The 16230-nt window shown below is 36.7% G+C and carries 18 protein-coding genes; all 18 read right to left on the bottom strand.

Annotated elements, in window-relative coordinates; translation table 11 throughout:
- Window positions 1-365: 365 nt before the first annotated feature.
- Entirely contained in the window at window positions 366-488 is a 123-nt protein-coding gene (locus EIH25_RS12690; RefSeq protein WP_279254439.1) for a hypothetical protein, read from the bottom strand.
- A 187-nt stretch (window positions 489-675) separates the two neighbouring features.
- Window positions 676-1887: an ATP-binding protein gene (locus tag EIH25_RS10345; protein WP_124100970.1), complete on the bottom strand. Its 1212-nt coding sequence runs from the start codon at window positions 1885-1887 to the stop codon at window positions 676-678.
- Window positions 1888-2671: 784 nt separating this feature from the next.
- Complete coding sequence (locus EIH25_RS10340) at window positions 2672-3346, bottom strand: hypothetical protein (protein ID WP_124100969.1); 675 nt, start codon at window positions 3344-3346, stop codon at window positions 2672-2674.
- 17 nt (window positions 3347-3363) lie between these two features.
- The gene (locus EIH25_RS10335) at window positions 3364-4068 is read right to left on the bottom strand and encodes a hypothetical protein (RefSeq protein ID WP_124100968.1); all 705 of its coding nucleotides are present in this window, start codon (window positions 4066-4068) and stop codon (window positions 3364-3366) included.
- 698 nt (window positions 4069-4766) lie between these two features.
- A complete protein-coding gene (locus EIH25_RS10330) occupies window positions 4767-5102 on the bottom strand; it encodes a HepT-like ribonuclease domain-containing protein (protein WP_124100967.1) in 336 nt (111 codons plus the stop codon).
- On the bottom strand, window positions 5092-5394 hold the full coding sequence (locus EIH25_RS10325) for a nucleotidyltransferase domain-containing protein (RefSeq protein WP_164489220.1): 303 nt from the start codon (window positions 5392-5394) through the stop codon (window positions 5092-5094). Before EIH25_RS10325 ends, EIH25_RS10330 begins: the two co-directional genes overlap by 11 nt.
- A gap of 46 nt (window positions 5395-5440) precedes the next feature.
- A complete protein-coding gene (locus EIH25_RS10320) occupies window positions 5441-6031 on the bottom strand; it encodes a PD-(D/E)XK nuclease family transposase (protein ID WP_279254445.1) in 591 nt (196 codons plus the stop codon).
- Between the two features lie 30 nt (window positions 6032-6061).
- On the bottom strand, window positions 6062-6220 hold the full coding sequence (locus EIH25_RS12480; protein WP_164489218.1) for a hypothetical protein: 159 nt from the start codon (window positions 6218-6220) through the stop codon (window positions 6062-6064).
- An 86-nt stretch (window positions 6221-6306) separates the two neighbouring features.
- Entirely contained in the window at window positions 6307-7914 is a 1608-nt protein-coding gene (locus tag EIH25_RS10315) for a recombinase family protein (RefSeq protein ID WP_124100964.1), read from the bottom strand.
- Window positions 7915-7936: 22 nt separating this feature from the next.
- Entirely contained in the window at window positions 7937-8092 is a 156-nt protein-coding gene (locus EIH25_RS12475) for a hypothetical protein (protein WP_164489217.1), read from the bottom strand.
- Window positions 8093-8157: 65 nt separating this feature from the next.
- Window positions 8158-8277: a DUF3789 domain-containing protein gene (locus tag EIH25_RS10310; protein ID WP_124100963.1), complete on the bottom strand. Its 120-nt coding sequence runs from the start codon at window positions 8275-8277 to the stop codon at window positions 8158-8160.
- A 22-nt stretch (window positions 8278-8299) separates the two neighbouring features.
- Window positions 8300-8479, bottom strand: coding sequence for a hypothetical protein (locus EIH25_RS10305; protein WP_124100962.1), 180 nt, complete (start codon window positions 8477-8479; stop codon window positions 8300-8302).
- Between the two features lie 537 nt (window positions 8480-9016).
- Complete coding sequence (locus EIH25_RS10300; protein WP_124100961.1) at window positions 9017-9439, bottom strand: sigma factor-like helix-turn-helix DNA-binding protein; 423 nt, start codon at window positions 9437-9439, stop codon at window positions 9017-9019.
- A 180-nt stretch (window positions 9440-9619) separates the two neighbouring features.
- Window positions 9620-10435: a hypothetical protein gene (locus tag EIH25_RS10295; RefSeq protein ID WP_124100960.1), complete on the bottom strand. Its 816-nt coding sequence runs from the start codon at window positions 10433-10435 to the stop codon at window positions 9620-9622.
- Window positions 10436-10459: 24 nt separating this feature from the next.
- Window positions 10460-12688, bottom strand: a complete 2229-nt coding sequence (locus EIH25_RS10290; protein WP_124100959.1) for a hypothetical protein — start codon at window positions 12686-12688, stop codon at window positions 10460-10462.
- Between the two features lie 11 nt (window positions 12689-12699).
- The gene (locus EIH25_RS10285; protein ID WP_124100958.1) at window positions 12700-13560 is read right to left on the bottom strand and encodes an ABC transporter ATP-binding protein; all 861 of its coding nucleotides are present in this window, start codon (window positions 13558-13560) and stop codon (window positions 12700-12702) included.
- A 35-nt stretch (window positions 13561-13595) separates the two neighbouring features.
- Window positions 13596-15122: a hypothetical protein gene (locus tag EIH25_RS10280; RefSeq protein WP_124100957.1), complete on the bottom strand. Its 1527-nt coding sequence runs from the start codon at window positions 15120-15122 to the stop codon at window positions 13596-13598.
- The gene (locus EIH25_RS10275) at window positions 15119-16192 is read right to left on the bottom strand and encodes a hypothetical protein (protein ID WP_124100956.1); all 1074 of its coding nucleotides are present in this window, start codon (window positions 16190-16192) and stop codon (window positions 15119-15121) included. Before EIH25_RS10275 ends, EIH25_RS10280 begins: the two co-directional genes overlap by 4 nt.
- Between the last annotated feature and the right edge of the window lie 38 nt (window positions 16193-16230).

Raw genomic sequence — 16230 nt, 5'->3', positions numbered from 1 at the left:
AAATATCCATTTTTTATTTTACCATTTCAAAATTGCATCTTTCTTTGTTACGAAGTTTATGTATCATAAACACCTCGTTACATTCGATATGTATTCAACATTTTTTGCTTAATTATAACATAAATCTCCTAATATTTCAATTATTTTTTGATAATTTTTTATAGCATTTTTCGATACAATAAACTTATGAAACGATTCTTTATTTCTGCAGTTATCTAACATTGCTAATTTATAAAGGCAAGTTCTCCAACAATATGATTGCTGTCATTAACAGCTAACATTTTAAGCTCTTAAAGTTAAAAATCAAAAATGGTTTGATAGTTTCATTATAACTTCATCGTTCAACTCTTTCACTCCTCACAAAACTACTCATACTCCATATTAAGCATTATCCTTACCTTATATCCCCCAAGCTCCATCCTGCTTGTCACCTGAGATATTATCATCTTTTTCTGCTCTATAAATGTTGCTATTTCACAAAGAACCACCTATTTTATTACTCTATAATTTTAAAAAATAACACTTAAATAAATTACATTTTATCATATAAAAATATGGCACATGAACTACACATTTAGCAATTCATATGCCATATTATAATTATAACTTTTAATTTAGCAATTTGTTGAATTTTGAAAATATATTCAGCTCTAAAATCACATTGATAAACCTTACCTAATTTAGAAGCCAATCCAATACATTCATCTTTTTTATACCGTTGTAATCAGCAGTACCGAAAACCTCATCCAGCGTAAGCAGATATTTAGGATAATTATCGCCAACCCGCTTAAATGGAGTTAATTCTCTTTTCAATGTGTTTTCATCGAGAGTTGTTGCAGACACCTGATAATAGGAAATATCATCACCGTTTACCGCTACAAAATCAATTTCACTATCATCCAAATGTCCAACATATACGTCAAATCCTCTGCGTTTCAGTTCAAGGAAAACTATATTTTCAAGAATATGTCCAATATCGCTTTCGCTGCTTTTCACCAGCATATTTCTGAGTCCTATATCCACAGCATAATATTTGCTGTTGGTTTTTAGGAACATTTTGCCTTTAAGGTTATACCTCTGTGCCTCATAAAACATCAGACTATCGGTAAGACCGCGAAGATACTTGTCAATGGTTTTCTGATCCGCGCCTTTACCCTGAGATTTCAGCGTATTTGCAATCTTGGTTGCAGATACAATATTACCTATATTATGCATAAGAAATTTTGTTACATTTTCAAGAGTAGTAACGTCTGATACTTTAAGTCTTGCAACAATGTCTTTCAACAAAACGGAGTTATAAATGTCCCGAAGGTAATCTCTGACCTCACTTTTACTGCTTTTGTATTTCACCAAATATGGAAAAGAACTTTGTTCAAGATAAAGATTGAACTTCTGTGCATTACTCATGCTTTCAGAATTTTCAAGTCCGGAACAAAATTCCTTGAATGATAACGGCAGCATTTTCAGTTCTACATATCTGCCTGTTAAAACCGTAGCAAGCTCACCTGACATAAAATAAGCGTTAGAGCCTGTAATATACACATCGCAGTTCTCTTTAAGGAACAGACTGTCCACGACTTTCTCGAACTGATCAACGTGCTGTATCTCATCTAAAAAGATATAATTCATCTTGTCAGACAGTAAACGCCCCTTTATATATGAATACAGCATATGATAATCGGAAAGATACTCATACTCGATATCCTCAAAATTAATACTGATGATCTGCTGCGGCTCTATTCCGTTTTCATTAAGCCAATCCTTGTAAATATCAAACAGCGTAGATTTGCCACAACGCCGAACTCCCGATACGACCTTGATAATCTGTCTTTCCCTCCAATTTTTAAGCCACTCCAGATATACCGTTCTCTCAATACGATTGTACATATACAAGCCCCCTAACAGTCTTATTATATGCATTATACTCCAAAAATAATCATTTGTCAAGAGTTTTAGGATTTCATTCCTATATTTTTAGTTATTTAACCCCTCCCACCCCTCGCCAAACTGCTCATACTCCATATTAAGTGTTATCCTTATCCTATATCCCCTGCCAAGCTCTATCCTGCTTGTCACCTAAGAAATTATTGCCTTTATGTATAATCAATACTCCTATCATTCCATTTCCTCCTTTTTTAGCTTTCAATCAGCAGCTTTAAAACCACATGGGAATCACGTCCCTCCTTGAGAAATAAAAAAAGACCGTCTTGTCGCTTATCACATTTCGTGATAAGATTCTCCGGCATTGAGAATTGATAAAACGGTCAAATCCAACAAAGTTGGATTGAAAACTTTGTGAATGTTTTTGCATAAAATTAGGTAAGATTAAAGCTAAACTACTTAAATCCTACCGATTTATTTGACAATATTCATTTGTCGAGGGTTCGAACCCCACCAGTCGCTCAAAACAAGTAAAAAACATCTACAGTTTTACACTGAAAATTTTCGTCCCCTAAACATCAAAAAAGCCTGTAAATACGGGCTTTCAGGGGTGGACATCTATTTCATAGTCCCAACACATATTGGGACTATGAAATAGATGACATGATAAAAGTGTACTAAAGGGTTTGGATTATGATTAATAATGCAAAATAAAGAAAAGATTGCATTTGTGGGATTTTCAGAATTAAAACGCAGTTTGGACTTTAGGGATTAAACTGCGTGAAGGTTATCAACTATGATTTCTCATTCTTTCCTCCCACCATCGGTGACCTCTTTCTCCACATTCTCGACCTATTTTATCTCTTAAAGTGGCTGTTTGCTCATTTAATTCATGAACACGATCAAGAAATACTTTTCGTAATTCTTTTAATGTATCCTTTGTTGAAAATATTTGTGCTTTTGATAATCCGGTAGTATTTCCATTTTTTGCTATAGTGACAATAAGATTATTTATATCATTGAAATTAGAATCTATTTCACAAAATTCTTTGTAAACAATATTCGCAGCTGTCATAGAACGAAAATGTAAGCTTGTATAATAATGAAACTTTGATTGTACCAAATCATTTTTAGCATGATGCTTAAGATTTTCATCTAAATTAGCTGAAACTTTTATAACTTTTTCATATGAATTAAGCCACGCTGTATTTATTTCGGTATTAGCAGCTACAATAGCACTTTTTATCATGTCTTTACTTGTTTCTACAGTATCAATTATCCGTTGGGTTTCAGATGATATGTAATACTGAAGATCCTCCGATGAAATACAATCTTCAATATGTTGAGATTTATACAGGGGAGGAAATTTATTGTTTTCATATGCTGAATCACTATCTGTTGATGAATTACAATCTATTTTTGCTTTTCTAATTAAAATAAAAACCACTAAAATTATTACAAGCAAAACCAAGAATATTATAACTATTCACCTCCGGCAAACATCTTTAGAAGTCCTTCAGAAATATCAAAAGATTTATCTAATGTTTGAATTTTTAAGTTTGAAAAGTGTTCTAACAATTTACATTCATAATCACTTACTGTACCATTCATCATTTTATTAGCAATTGCTTTGATTAAAACACTCAACTCCGATTGTACTCTTTCAACATTTTTCATTTGTCTTTCATATCGTTTATTACTTTCTCGTAATACTTTTTCAAACATTTTCTTCTCATTTATTTGCTTTTGTCGTGCCAATTCGTATTTATATTGAATTTTTGTCAATTCGATACTTTCATCTGATTGAATTTTTTGAAGTTGTGTTTGTCTGGTTGACTCAATATGTGACAATTTAATATTACGTTTTTGTTCTAATTCTGCAATAATGGTATCTGTTTGTGCATGTATTTTTTCTAGTTCAATGTGATATTTCCTCTGTGCATCCTTATCTTGACATTCTAAATAATGTTGTGCTAATTTTGCCTTTTTCCTAAATTGATTATCCTGAATTTTTAATTTCTTATTGTCTAATGCTACATCCAAAATATCTTTTACAATATTCGGGATAATTGTTATCTTTTTACGAACAGGTTCTAAAGTGTCTGATGACAAAAACTCCGTAAAACGACTTGCATTATCCACTATCTCATTAGTTACCGATGGATAAGCTTCTAACTGATTGTTCATAAACATCTTCCCTTTCGGTTTTTTTATACTGCTCCCATCTTTCCTTATCTTTTTTGAATATCATACTATAATTCTCAAAACTCATTTATTAAAATTTCGCTTTCAAAGCTTAATGGATTGGTTTTATATAAAAGTTATTATTAAGGCATTTTAATGTTAAGGTAATATACAATTATCCTTCAACGAAATACTCGCCAACAAAATTTGTCACACAAAAAACAGTAATCTCAATTTAATTACATTATATCATAAATCAGTTAAAGTTTCAAGTTATTTTAGCGTATTTTCGCCAATTATTTTACGACATTTTAATATATATTATTATATTATTCGACATTTATATATGTATTTTATTATAATGGCTGTATTATTTATGTCAACAAACCTACGCATGTTTGAAATTGTCTATTTATTAATCCTATATTTTTCAAACAAGTTTTCCTGTTCTTATTCTTTGGATTTTCCAGCACTCAAATCACACTTAGAAAAATAACAAACAGTAAAGTATTTATAAGATGTAAAAAACGTCCAAACTGTCAAAACAGTCTGAACGTTTAAAATTATAAATTCATTTCAATACAAAGGTATTTTTAAATCCGAAAAGCATATATAAAAATCTATAATGCAATTTCTTGAATACCTCCATGCTTAGATAAAGCAAAGACTAAACTATCCCATATAAGAAAGTTAAATATATATTATAAATATGCTTTTATTTCATTCTTCAGCAACGGCAGATCGTCATGGATTGTATCCCATACAATTCTCATATCCACGCCGGAATAACCGTGAACTATCCTGTTCCTCATACCGTAAAGCTGTTTCCAAGGTATTGTTTTTATACCGGATTTAAAATCATCTGACAAAGAAACCTTTGAAAGCTCGCCTATCTGCATAAGATTAAACACGCAAGCCTCTACTCTCATGGAGTCTTGCTCAAACTCTTCCAAACTGCTGCAATCTTTGCAATAATCCAAAACGGAAACTATATGACTATATATCTTTCCTAGAATCTGTTTGTTCTTATCCACCATATATTATCACTCCGCTTTTTGATATCTCATTATCAACCTCAGAATCAGGTGCAACCTGAGATACATCCAAAAGATCAACGTTTTTGTCAAGAGATGTAACAACATCTTCCAACAATCCGAAGAATGCTAGACCTTTAAGACCGCTGTCAACAAGAATATCAATATCGCTTTGTTCTTTTGCAATACCTTTTGCGTAGGACCCGAAAAGAATTGCTTTTTTCACGTTATGGTTCATAAATACAGGACGCAGAATCGACTGTATCTGCTGAGTCGTATATATTCTTTCAGACATTGCTTTCATCTCCCATAAAAAACAACTTTCCTAATTGATCAAATATTCAAGCTGTCCTTCCATCTGCAAGAGCCTTAACTTCCTCAACCGAAAGTCCTGTGTATTCCGAGATTTCCTCATATGACAGCTTGCCTTTGTTGATCATTGCCAACGCATTCTTTTTTCTTTCTTCAATAGCCGCTTTTTGATTTAATTCTTCCATTATCCTGCACATATACTCCCGACCTCCTTCGGATTCCTTAATGTACCTTACTCTGTCTGCGATCTGAGGATAATACATATCCTCAGCGTTTCTGCACTTAAAATCATGCATAAGTCTGCCCAGCGACGTTTCGTCCTCGTTTTCACCGTTAATATATATTATGTGTGTCCTATCTCCAAAACACGCGCCTGTCTGTTTGACAACACGTTCGATCTCGTACAGCGGCAAGCCTTCGCCCATAACGTCGGCTTCTGTTATGAAAATAACATAGCTGTCTGAAAACTCGCAATATTTCTGTCCTCTGCGAAGCAGCCTCGTATCTATCATACTGCTGTGATACCTTGCTCTGCGGCAATCGGCGCCCTCGCTGCTTCTCTGAACCTCAATATCGTATACTTTGCCGGAGCTGTCCTTTGCGAATATATCCACCCGTATCGAACGATCCAGTAAATTGTTATAGCTTCGCTATGCGGTCACCTCTATGACCTCCATATCGCTTCTGTTTAATATAATATTCAGCAGCAAAGCCACAGTTTCCTTATCTCCGTCAAACACAGCCGACATAAAAGTATCGTCCATAATACAAAACTCGTCTATAGCCTTGTTTAATTCACTTCTGTCCATTATTATACCTCGCTGATTGTCATTTATATTATATCACATTTTAATAATAAAATCAATACATTTTTGTTAATTACAATCTTCATATATTATTCTGTTTTCCCGCCCGTCTCCAATGCATTCCACCCCTCGCAAAACTGCTCATACTCCATATTAAGCGTTATCCTTATCCTATATCCCCTGCCAAGCTCTATCCTACTCGTCACCTGAGATATTATCATCTTTTTCTGCTCTATGGATGCAAGTCTGAATTCCTCTGCCCAACCCTTAAACTGTTCGTACATAGGTCTTACCTTTTCCATTGAAGCCCTTTTAAATTCTATCTCGTTGTTCAGTTTTTCAAGCTGATGATTTATAACGTCGATCTTCTGCTGTACCGTAGTCATCGCTGCTGAAAGCTGTTCCGGCGAGTAGAAGCTCTCCCCTATCAGCGTATTGGCTATTTCGTCATTTAGCTTTTCATACTGAGCCTTGTACTTTCTCAGTTCAGCGTTAAATTTGGTCTGTTTTGCTCTGCATTTCTGCATTTCCTTGTTATATTCCCTTTTAAGCTCCGCTTCATCGGGAGCATCACTGATTTTTGAAAAAATATCAGCCATCACATTGCATATTGCATTGTCAACCTTTTCAGCCGAGTATACCGACTGACCGTCGCAGTCGCAAAGCTTTCTGCTTCTGTGGTAGCACATATATCTTAGGTATTGCTTAGTTCTGACTTCGCCTGTGGATTTCAGAATATACTTTTCAGTATGCATACTGGACGTAAGTCTGCTTCCGCAGTGAGCACAGTGCATTATGCCTGACAGCATTGCCTGGCTTTTAGTAGACATAGCTATATGTCTTTCCTCATCATTCTTTTTTGCTCTCTGATCCAGTATGAACTGTGCCCTTTCAAACAGCTTTTCGTCTATAATCTGAAGCTCTTTCATATGAGGCGAAACTGTTTCACCCGATACCATGTATCCGCAGGTGAGCTTATTCCTCAGTATCCTTATTATAGTATTGCACTGAAATTTCGCTCCACTATGTGTCCTTACGCCGTTATCGTTCATAAATGATGCCAGTCTATGCGAACCGTAGCCCTCTTTGACTGTTTTCTCAAATATCACCGTTACCCATTCGGCTTCTATTGGATTTACAGCTAAGTCATATATCTCCTTGCCTCTTTTGTTAAGACGACCTCTCTTTTCAAGCTGATATCCAAAAGGTACTCCGCCTCCGGTATAGCATCCCTCCGCCGTTAACTGCTGCATTCGTGTCTTTATTCTCATAGAAGTCTTTTCTGATTCGCCCGATGCCTGCCAGAAACGTATGTAATTCATAAGCTTGTCCACATGACTTTCAAACCGTTGTTCGCCTTCCTGAACGCTCCATACTCTGATGCCGTGCTTTACAAACCACTCTACTACAAACGGCGTTTCATCGTCTATTCGTCCTATCCTGTCGAACATAAACACCAGCAGAATCTGAAATTCATTTCTAAGAGCGGCGGCTTTCAATTCCTGTATAGCGTCTCTGTCGGTTGCAGAAACCTTAAAGCCCGACACGCCTTTTTCAAGAAATTCTTTTTCCACTGTCCAGCCCATTCGCTTTGCAAAATCTCTGCAAGCTTCTCTCTGCATCGGTATATCGTCCTTGACTTTATCCACCTGTTTAGCAGTTGAAACTCTGTAAAGGCAGTATACTATTTCTGACATGGTTATCCTCCCAACTGTATTTTTACGGATCAACGGTAAAGCCAAACTGCGTTTCTATGCGTTCCTTAAAACTTTCAAGTATAAGCCACAGCACTTGATCTTTTATAGGTTCCGCCTTATTCTTAAACGCAATGGTGACCTCGCAGTCATTGAACATTTCTGTAATTTCCTTATTCAATTCCGTTTCCTCCTTACAACAATATCACAATTATTTTCATAATGGTATTACCAAACCCAACGAAATTATTTGTCTTTTCCTGTGCAGTTTTTACGCCTATCCGCCTGCCCCGCAGCTGTGCAAAGACACATTGCAAAAACGCCTGTAAATCCTCCTATTAAAAGTCCTATTATAAAGCCTGACATCTTACGACCTCCCTCGTATTATTCATATTTTGTCGCCTTTTCTTCCGCACCTTTTGGTGCATAATATTTTTCCCGATTCAGTATTAGACCATACGCATTTACGGCATTCATTTCCGTTAACGTAAACCTCATCTTTATTCTTGATTTTAAGAAGTTTACAACGTACCTTATCCCAATCGGATTTATCCTTTTCATTCAGCAATCGCATATCCTCCATTCTGTATATAACTCAAGCACAGAAATTCTCTACTCCTGCACTTGAGTTATATCCGTACCGTCAAAACGGAAGTACGGAATAACTTTAACTCGTTTTGCCTTCGTCCGATTCATTTTCGTTTCGGACGTTTTCCGTGTTATTTGTTCCAAACCCCGACACGACGGAACTCTGCAAGCGATCAGCAGCTTACCGATCTCATGGGCGTTTCACCCGCGCTTTTTCAGCCCTTATATGGAAGTATCATTATCCTCACACGTTTCATCGCCGACTTTGAAAGCTATTCAAAGGTCTGAGATTTACATTTTTCGCTCGCTGCCGATGAAGTCCGCTGCATCTGTCACCTACAGTTTCTTTCATCGAAGGTCTTGGCGTGTATCCCATGCGGCTGCTGAGATTTCATACCAGCCGTGTGATTAACGTACTTGCAGAGTTGATATTCTGTTTTCAAGTTGCTTTAAGAAACAGTTTTATACTTCTTACGCTTGTATACGGTAAAAAGTCGGAGTTTTGATACCCCTAAAATCATGCCTTTCCCAAAAGTTTGTGAAGATTGTCTAAAATTCTCACTTTCTTTTTGTGTATATTTTTCTGACTAATACCGTAATACGCAGCGCATTCTCGCTCAGTCATTTCCTTGTAATAGAGCAGTTCAATAAGCTCTCTGTCTTTTGAAGAGATCATTTTCAATGCCTTATTCAGTCCCTCTGTCATGATATATTTTTCCGTAACATCCTCGGCTGCAATAAATTCGTGAAAATTCTCAAAGGCTCCGTCCGTGCCGCCCTTTAGCATTGAAAACTGTATCTCATGTTCGTAAAATGATCTGTCGTTATTTTCAATAGCCCACCCGGTTCTTTTGTAATATGTATAAACCTCATCGCTGACCTCAACTTCCGTATATTTTTTATTTACAGCGTCATACACGCTGAGTTTTTTACTTTTCATTTTTTAACCTCCGTTTTGATTACTTTTTTTCGTTTGAATCAAAACGAAGGCTATGGATATTTGGCAATTAAGCATTGCCAACATATATAAAAGGGCATAAAAAAACTCCATTCCGTTTTAATCGAAATGGAGTAAAATTCATTATGTAATATTATAGCCGTCAAAACTATATATTGCACTTTACTTTAATTCTTTAAGCATACTCATTATATTTAATATGTTCTTCATTGTCCAGTTTGTTTTAAAGGCATTACACACTAATGTACGATTACGTCGCTGCGCCATATATTTTACTTCTTTTAATTTAAATATTCGTTTGTATTTTATAAGCAATACAAGATAAAAAATAAATAAAAAAGCAAAACACACAAATAATACAAGTACCAAAAAATTATTAATAATAATAGTAATAAAACTTGTATTCTCTTTAAATGCTTCTGCAAATGAGTTATACAACCAAATTCCTAATGTTATTGCTATAACTAAAAAAGCACTTGCTAAAGAAAACATAATAGTATTACTATTTCCATCAATAAAATTATCCACTAAATCGCTATTGATTATATATGGGATGTTTCTGTTCTGATTGATTATATAAGAAAGCTTTTTATCTTTGCCATCAAAATCATATTTATTTTTCAGCAGTTTATTTGATGATGATACAAAATACTGGTTAGTAAAAATTATCATTTCGTTAGATATACGCATTAGGTTATGAATATACCGGATATATTTTTCTTCGCTGTCAATTTTCTTCCCATCAATAAGAGCATCGGAATAAGATAGAAAATCATCATATATCCTTTTGTATTTTTCATACAACTTCGTTTTTTCTTCTTCATATTTATCCTCAAATAATTGAAGTGCTAACGATGTACCTTTACTTTCATCTCTTAAAATCGAATTACAGCATATAAATTTACTTTGTGCTTCTTCAACATTTGATATTCTGCAGTAATAGTAGTATTCGCTGTAAACCGTCGAAAAGCTGCTCATTGTATTTAACCTCCCATAATATCTTTACAAATTCCCAATCAAAATAGGATTAAGCAGTACATAATCAAAGAACTTGATTCCAAGCAGTGACAAGAGAATAGGAAGCACCAAAACCGCCGTACCTGCAAGGAAAGCCCCGATAACGCTTTTTAATCTGCTTGACAGAAAGTATATTATCAGCATTGCGCATATAAGGGAAATATAACGTGCGACGCTGATTAAGATAAGATAAGCTTTTATGCTCATATCCCAGTCTGAAAAGGCTTCGAGAGAGCATATAGGCGCGTCTATTCCTCTTGTTCCGTAAGCGTTAAGCACATTGTAAAAGTAAGGCGCATAGGTGAGAACATAAATTATTGTAACTATTATCAGTCCTATTGTAAATTTCCGCAGAAACGTGTCTACTCTGCCCTTTGCCGAGGTTTTAAGCAAGACGTTTGCTCCCGTCTGATATTCTATGGAATAAACATACACCAGACAGCAGATAACCATTGCCATTGCGGTTAGTCCCAAGGTCAGATCCTTGTTTCCTGCGGATTTATCCCCTGTTAAAAGCTTATATCCGCTGTCGTAAACAAACTCGCCGTTTTCCGTGGTTTTCAGATACTCAGCGTGTTGTTTTACCTGCTCAAACGCGTACTGAGGAGCAAGAATGTCCTGATATTTCATCATTATGAATATTCCGTCGCCGTCCGTATTCGCCAGCTCTTCCAGCATTTTTATCTGAGCCTCCGCGAATTTTTCTTCCTCGTCATCTATCATCTTTTGCTTTTGGGGAGTATATTCTCCCTCTAATTTCAGCATATACTGCTTGTAATAAATTTCATCAACCGATGTAAATTTCTCTTTTTCGGGCTCATATGTTAAACCAACAACAGCCGCAAACACCGCAAGAATAATAAGAGCTTTGCCGCCTATGAAAATTTTATAGCATTCCTGCAAAAACAGATTTGTTGTTCTGCCCTTGAAAATGTTGATTTTTTCAAGGCTGAATTTTTTTGAACGGCTTTTAAGTACCCTTTGTTTTGAAAAAACAAGTACCGATATTGCCGAAAATCCTATGAGAAGCACTGCCGCTGAAATGACAAATACCGCAATATAGTTTACAGGCTCACCGAACAAGTTAAGATTAAGATAGCTTGAAAACAAATCCTTTGTATTTGCGTATGCAAGAATATTAATGTATTTAAACGGACAAAGGTAGCTTGCGCTTGGTATCGTGTAATACATCACAGCCTCCGCCGCGATGGTTACAGCCAGTATTCCGTATACCTTGACTGCGGTATTTGAGATAACTGTCACAAGATAGATAAACCCCGCAAAAACGCAGTAAACCGCAAGCTTAGCGATTAAAAAAAGAATGAAAAATTCAAGAACCGAGATTTTTAAATTACTTCCGTTAAAATCATAAACCGACTGAATTTGTCTTGAAAGATCTCCAAAGCCATATGTAAAATATGAAATAGTGAAATTTACAGCATAGAGAATTGTTTCAGCTATAAGAGCCGCAGCAAAGCAAGTAAAAAGCTTTGCTGCTCCTAAGGTTTTTCTTCCCTTAAACGCAGTTCTTGAAAGCACTATCTGATTTAACTCTTTTTCACGGGTAACAATCGTCACAACAACCGTCATAATCATCAGCAAAGCTATCAGATCTGTTGCAAGAAAATCCGCTGCCATTGAAACTCCTTTTGAGGGGGCAATTTCAAGCTGCGAGCCTTTTAAGTGGGCAAAATCTTCGGGAGTTTTGACAATGTTCTTAAAACTAAAGCTGTCGGGGTCTGCAAAGAGAGAGATAGCTGTCATTTTAGCCGCGGCTTCGTCAATTCCCGTTAAGTATTCATCATATTTCGCGCAGCTTTCGACCTCCGCAAGAACGTCCTTTAAAAGCTGCTGCTCATAAAAGCTGTCGTTTGTATATTTCAGATAGCTTTTGCTTTTATAGTCATTTATGAGCTGTTCGCCGTCGATTTCAGGATACTCCTTTAACGTTTCGGAAATATCCTCTCCATAAGACAGACGGTCTGTGAGCTGTAATTTTTGCAGCTGCAAGCTGACCTGTTCGTATGCCTGCCATGCAGTCAGACCCTCTAAATCCGAAAAAGCCGCCTTGTACAGGGCGGTGGTATATGTATCGTTTTTCTGACTTTCATTTACCCAAAGAAGAACTCCGTTAAGGACAGTGAGGGCAATGAAGATAGCGACAGTAGTTTTCTTACAGAACGCTTTGACTAATTCCCCTAAGTATATCCGCATATTACCGCCCCCTAATCAAAGTAGTAGAGGTACAAGTCCTCCAGATCGGGCTTACAGGATTTAAAGTCATAACCGGCAGGAGGATCTTCCGAGATAACTCTTACATAGATATTTTTTTCGTCCTTTGAGATATTTCCTACCTTGAATTTTGAAGAAATCTCGGCAAGGCTTTCTTCGTTTGCTTTTATCTCAAAAACCTTTCCGCCGATTTTTTCGCACAGCTCATGAGGCTTGCCGGAGCCGATTATTTCGCCTTTTTTAAGCAAAAGGACTTCCTTAGCGATAAACTCGATATCCGAAACAACATGAGTCGCGATGATAACTATTTTTTCAAAGGCTATTTCCGCAATCAGATTTCTTATTCTTATACGTTCCTTAGGATCAAGTCCTGCCGTCGGCTCGTCAAGTATTATTACTTTGGGATCGCCCAGCATTGCCTGAGCGATAAGCGCGCGCTGTTTCATTCCGCCCGAAAAGCCCCCAAGACGTTTTGAGGTACTGTCCTGCAAATTTACAAGCCTTAGCAGTCTGTCAATATCAGCTTTCGCCTCGGCTTTTTTCATGCCTTTAAGAGCCGCCATATAGTAGAGAAATCTTTCCAATGTGAAGTTTGGATATATTCCCTGCTGCTGGGGCATAAAGCCGAGGATTTTGCGGAAATCTGCTCCCATTTCGGTTGTGGAAACTCCGTCAAACTTTACCTCGCCCTTTGTAGCTTTCAAATTGTCGGTGATTATATTCATCAGCGTTGATTTTCCCGCGCCGTTGGGTCCAAGCAGACCGTACACGCCTGCGGTGAACTCGTAGGTGAAGTCCTTTAACGCTGTGAATTCGCCGTATTGCTTTGTGAGATTCTTTATTGTCAGGGTCATGATTAATTACTCCCTTCAATAGGTATCTATATCATTTAGTTTAAATCCTCATTGATTGTCGAAATCGCATTGTCGATTCCTGCTTCTTTCATTAGGTTTGACATCTCAGTCATAATGCTTTCCCAGTCTGAGCCGCACATACCCATATAAAGATAATCTCCCTGAGCGTTTGCGTTATAAAGAGCGGCGAAATTTCCCTTTTCATAATCAGGACAGAAGCCTGACAAGGGTGTTATCTCCACAGAGCTGTTAAAGCTTTGAATAGCCTGTTTTTTATCTCCCTTTTCCTTTGGGAATTCACTGTCGGCAAAGGTAAGAATATGGTTTCCCAAGGACATTCCAGGAGAGATTAAATCCTCGCTGTATTCAGTCGTTCCGTACTCCATTAAATTTGAAATGTCAGGGTCTGAATACATAATTGCCAACGCCTCGAAGGCGCTTTCCTTATCCCGAGAAAGAGTACACACTCCGCTGACGTTATTTATAGTAGTAATGCTTTGAGGCTTAATAAGCTCTATTTCTGTTGTTTCAATTTCATACATATTTTCATTTCCATATGCAAAAACTAAGCTGTTTCCCTCAGCGGAGGTTGAAACAAGTTTCACAAAAAAGTTGCCCGAGCTGACGTTTGCATTAATATCATAAAAGCAGCCGCCTGAATATATTTCGCTAAGAGTTTTTACAGTATTCTTAAAGCCTTGATCCTCATAAATGTTAACAGCAGTAAGAATCCCGTTTTCCTCTCTTGCTCCCATTCCAAATTGTGAAAGCTGAGGGTCGCCGTACATTCCCGACAGGCGAAGAACACCTGAAAGTGAAATTCGGGGTTCAAAAATATCGCAGGAAATGTTTGATTCCTTTATTTTAAAGCACCAATCTCTTATGGTTTCAAGACTTCCGTCAAAGGTGGACAGATCAAAGCCGTAATTGCCGCAAAGCTCAGTATTGAAAACCGCGGAAATTCCATAGCCTGTCGTAATGTTATGTCCAACTCCGTAGATTTTCCCGTTTATCTCCATACCTGTCCAGAAAGTCTCGCTGTAGCTGTTTTTAAGCTTTTCTCCCTCAGAGGAATTTACAAGTTCGGTAATATCACAAAGCCAACCTCTGTCCACAAATTCGTGATATGCTCCAATGGCGTTTTTGTCCGCATAGGCGGCATTTGTAAAAAGAATATCCGCCTGCCCTCCGCCGTTTATGTAATCAACAAGCTCAGACTTGTAATTCATATCGTCAAGAAGCTTAAACTCAAGCTGCTTTTTAAATCCCTTATTTTTAAGTATTTCATTTATTTTATTTTGGTTTTCAAAAGCTTTCTCACCGCTGTAATCGGAAACAACAAACACGATTTTGCCGCTGTCATATTCCCCGGATTTAACCTCGGAAATGTCGGGGATCTCGTACAAAACGGTTTCATATGACGGCGCCAGTCCCATATTTGAAACATAACTTGAAGCAGGTATACTGCTGTCATTTGAAGGATTATTTCTATTTGAATCCGAGGAGCAGCCGCACAAAAGCATTACCGCTGCAACAGCAAATGATAATTTACCTTTTATCATGATATCAGCTTTCCCTCCTCGTTTTGGAAAAAGTTATCGGTGTTACATATGTATGTGTGCTGATCATCTCCATAAGTATCTATTTCACTGTAAATTACATAATTGTCATCTAAATAGCTTATTACTACAGAGTTAAAGCTTATACTCTCAGATTTTTGCGAGGTACTGTTATATTTAAAAAAGGAAATATTATCGTCACTTTCCTTAATTCCGTAAATCAGATAATCACCATAAGCGTAATATGGATTTCCCTCTGCCACAGTCCGAGTTTTTCCGCTTTTAAAATCATATTCCAAAATATTCAAAACGCCGTTTTCTTTTGTTTCATAAAATCCTTTACTGTTGTTATAAAAATAAAGAGATTCGTCAAAGATTTTCTCGCACTTACCCTTTTTGTACTTATATGTTGAAAAGGTAGGATCTGCGTTTTCATCATCTTCATTTCTTTGCATTGCACAGATGTAAATTTCGTCATCATGAAGATACATATTTGAAATATGCGAAACAGTAAGAACCTTTTCGGTTTCCTTTTTTTGAGTATCATAACAGTAAACCGACCAATCCGCAGAGCTGTCCGAGCCGTTAAGGTTGTCTATTTTAACCTCATAGCCGTAAAAGAAAATCTTATCCTCAAGACAAATTATAGAAAGTCCTTGGGGTTCAAAATTATCAACAGTGCAAACCATATCTACCGTATCGTTTTTGCAGTCATATTCGTACAAACAGGCAGAAAGATTTTGTGAAGTTGTATAGTACACAAGTCCATTTGTACACACAGAGGAATAAAATCCGCTTTCCGATTTAGGAACTGCATTACATTCAGGGGAGGAATTCGCAGAAGGGTCATAAAACTCATGCTTGCAATTAGGAGAAAAGCACAAAATCCCTGAGCTTTCGTTAGCAATATCATAATACATAAGTCTGCCGTCGTTTCCGATATAGTAAACTGTTTGCTCGTATATGGAAACTCCGTATTGGCTAAAATTATTAGCAAGGGTATTCTTCCCGCAAGCGGTTACAGACAAGCACATTACGCCAGCCAAAGCAAGTGAAACTATTTTGCGTTTCATGCAAAATCCTCCTTTTCAATATAAAACAGTCAAATATA

It is taken from the genome of Ruminococcus sp. Marseille-P6503, assembly GCF_900604945.1.
GTDB lineage: Bacteria > Bacillota > Clostridia > Oscillospirales > Ruminococcaceae > FB2012.
The sequence above is the reverse complement of the archived record's forward strand: the minus strand, read 5'-3'. Positions and strand labels throughout refer to the sequence as shown.